Raw genomic sequence first — 3,185 nt, 5'->3', positions numbered from 1 at the left:
TTTTACCAGCCAAAAAATGCATTTTTAATGATTACTGGAGATATTGACGAGAATACTGCATTTGAGCTTGGCAAAAAACATTTTAAAGATATAAAAAATCGCTGCGAAATACCTTCTGTGCACTGCATAGAGCCTGAACAAAACGGAGAAAAGTCTTTAATAATTCACAAACAAAGCGATGTAGAGATGATAGCCATCGCTTATAAAATACCACCATTTAATCATCCAGACCAGACTGCATTAAGCGCAATTGGCGAATATCTTAGCAGCGGCAAAAGCTCATTATTTGAGCGAGTCTTAATTGATAAATTGAATTTAGTAAATCAAATTTATGCTTACCCGATGGATAGTATAGACGAAAATCTATTTATAATTATCGCTATTTGCAATCAAGGTGTTAAAGCTAAAAAAGTTAAAAAAGAGATTTTGCAACTTTTAAAAAAACTAAAAAAGAATGATATAGACTCTGATGAGTTAACTAAAATTAAAAATTGCCTAAAGAGTAATTTTATCTACTCGCTAAGTAGCGCTAGCAAGCTAGCTAGCTTATATGGTAGCTACATTGCAAGAGGCGATATAGAGCCACTTTGGCAGCTCTCAAGCAGAACAAATTCGCTCACAGCACAAGATATAAAAGAGTGTGCAAATAGGTATTTTAACAAAGATAAATCAACTACAATTATATTAAAAGGAACCAAATGAAAAAGAGTATTTATGGAGCTATGACAGCTCTAGTAACACCTTTTAAAAATGGAAAAATAGATGAAAATGGCTATGAAAAGCTTATTAAAAGACAGATAAAAAATGGAATTGATGCAGTTGTTCCAGTAGGAACTACTGGGGAAAGCGCTACTTTAACACATGATGAGCACAGAATTTGTATCGAAATCGCTGTAAATACATGTAAAGATAGCGGTGTAAAAGTATTAGCTGGCGCTGGAAGTAACGCTACTCATGAGGCTATCGGTCTGGCTGAATTTGCTCAAAATTGTGGCGCAGATGGAATTTTATCAGTGGCACCATACTATAATAAACCAACTCAAGAGGGTTTATATCAACACTACAAAGCTATATCTAAATCAGTAAATATTCCAATCTTGCTATATAATGTTCCTTCTAGAACTGGGTGCGATATCTTGCCAGAGACTATCATAAGACTATTTAATGATTGTGATAATATTTATGGAGTTAAAGAAGCAAGCGGAAATATAGAAAGATGTGTCGACATACTCGCTCATGAACCAAAAATATATTTATTAAGTGGTGATGATGCTATTAATTATCCAGTTTTAAGCAATGGCGGAAAAGGCGTTATATCAGTTACTTCAAATCTCTTGCCAGATCAAACTTCAGCTCTTACTCACTATGCTATGCAAAATGAATTTTTAAAAGCAAAAGAGATTAATGATAAACTGTATAATATAAATAAGGTTCTATTTTGCGAGTCAAATCCAATACCTATTAAAGCAGCTATGTATATTGCTGGATTAATAGATAGTTTAGAATATAGATTACCGCTTGTATCTCCAAGTAGTGAAAATCTTAAAAACATAGAATCAATAATGAAAACTTACGATATAAAAGGATTTTAATGAACTGTTATCACGAAGAATTTAAAGGCAAAACCCTAGTTATTAGTGGGGGAACAAGAGGAATTGGTAGAGCAATTGTGCTTGAATTTGCAAAATATGGCGCAAATATTGCATTTACCTATAATTCAAATGAAGAGATGGCTAAAAATCAAGCCGTAGAATTAGAAAAAGAATTTGGTATTAAAGCTAGAGCATATCCTCTAAATATTCTTGAACCTGAAACTTATAAAGAGTTATTTTTAGAAATTGATAAAGATTTTGATAGGATTGACTTTTTTGTATCAAATGCGATCATTTCAGGACGTGCTGTAGCTGGCGGATATACTAAATTTATGAAATTAAAACCTCGTGGAATAAACAATATCTTTACAGCCACCGTAAATGCGTTTGTAGTAGGCTCTCAAGAAGCTGCTAAAAGAATGGAAAAAGTAGGAGGTGGTAGTATTATTAGTCTAAGTTCAACTGGAAATCTAGTCTATATAGAACACTACAGTGGTCATGGCACTGCTAAAGCTGCAGTGGAAGCTATGGCAAGATATGCTGCCACAGAACTTGGCGAGAAAAACATCAGAGTAAATGTAGTAAGTGGTGGGCCAATAGAAACTGATGCTCTAAGAGCATTTACAAATTATGAAGAGGTAAGAGATGCTACAGCTTCACTAAGTCCTTTAGGTCGCATGGGGCAACCAACTGATCTTGCTGGTGCTTGTTTATTTCTATGCAGTTCAAAAGCTAGCTGGGTAACAGGTCATACATTTATAATAGATGGTGGCACTACTTTTAAATGATAAATTTACCAAATTCTCTAGCTATATTTCGTATACTCTTAGCTCCACTTATGTTTTTTTTGCTTTTATGCATTAAGGGCAATGAAGATGCTATAGAGATTAGTTGGCTTAATTACTTTTGTGCTTTAACATTTGTAGTAGCTAGTATTACAGATTTTTTTGACGGATATATAGCTAGAAGCTGGAATCAAAAGACAAAACTGGGCGCAATCTTAGATCCACTTGCCGATAAAATGTTGATTTTAGCAGCATTTTTAGGTTTAATGATGATAGATAGAGCCAATGCATGGGCAGTTTATATAATTCTTGTTAGGGAATTTTTCATCACTGGATTTCGAGTTGTGATGGCTAGTGAAAATATAGATATAAGTGCATCTATAGCTGGTAAGATTAAGACAATAATGCAGATGGTAGCTATTGGATTTTTAGCTATGCAATGGTGGGGCGGTGAAATTTTACTTTGGATTTCTGTTATTCTTACCTTATATTCAGGATATGAATACATACACGCCTATATTAAATATATTAAAAATATATAATTTTGCTATATATATTTTTTAAATAACTATAATATAGCCTTTATCTAAAATATATAATTTTTATAATTTATTTATATATTTTAGATAATATTATAAAATTTTAAATAAATTTGAGGAGTAAATATGAAAAAATTAATATCTTTTTTATTCATTAGTCTTTTAATGATTGGTTGTTCTTCTAATAATACTAACAAAGATAAATTAAGAATTGCAACAGAAGGCACATATAATCCATTTTCCTATCATGATGCAAGTGGAAAATTAGT

Annotated in this window: 4 protein-coding genes; all 4 read left to right on the top strand. The window is 32.2% G+C overall.

The features are described 5' to 3' along the window. A partial coding sequence (locus J6V67_RS06525; RefSeq protein ID WP_291860458.1) for an insulinase family protein occupies window positions 1-702 on the top strand: 702 nt, incomplete at its 5' end. Further along, the gene (gene dapA / locus J6V67_RS06520) at window positions 699-1,592 is read left to right on the top strand and encodes a 4-hydroxy-tetrahydrodipicolinate synthase (RefSeq protein ID WP_291860455.1); all 894 of its coding nucleotides are present in this window, start codon (window positions 699-701) and stop codon (window positions 1,590-1,592) included. The genes J6V67_RS06525 and dapA, both read left to right, overlap by 4 nt. Then, window positions 1,592-2,380: an enoyl-ACP reductase gene (locus J6V67_RS06515; protein ID WP_291860453.1), complete on the top strand. Its 789-nt coding sequence runs from the start codon at window positions 1,592-1,594 to the stop codon at window positions 2,378-2,380. Before dapA ends, J6V67_RS06515 begins: the two co-directional genes overlap by 1 nt. Further along, on the top strand, window positions 2,380-2,919 hold the full coding sequence (gene pgsA, locus J6V67_RS06510) for a CDP-diacylglycerol--glycerol-3-phosphate 3-phosphatidyltransferase (protein ID WP_291860461.1): 540 nt from the start codon (window positions 2,380-2,382) through the stop codon (window positions 2,917-2,919). The genes J6V67_RS06515 and pgsA overlap by 1 nt, the downstream gene beginning before the upstream one ends. Window positions 2,920-3,185 lie beyond the last annotated feature (266 nt).

It is taken from the genome of Campylobacter sp., from assembly GCF_017646085.1.
Taxonomy (GTDB): domain Bacteria; phylum Campylobacterota; class Campylobacteria; order Campylobacterales; family Campylobacteraceae; genus Campylobacter.
The sequence above is the reverse complement of the archived record's forward strand: the minus strand, read 5'-3'. Positions and strand labels throughout refer to the sequence as shown.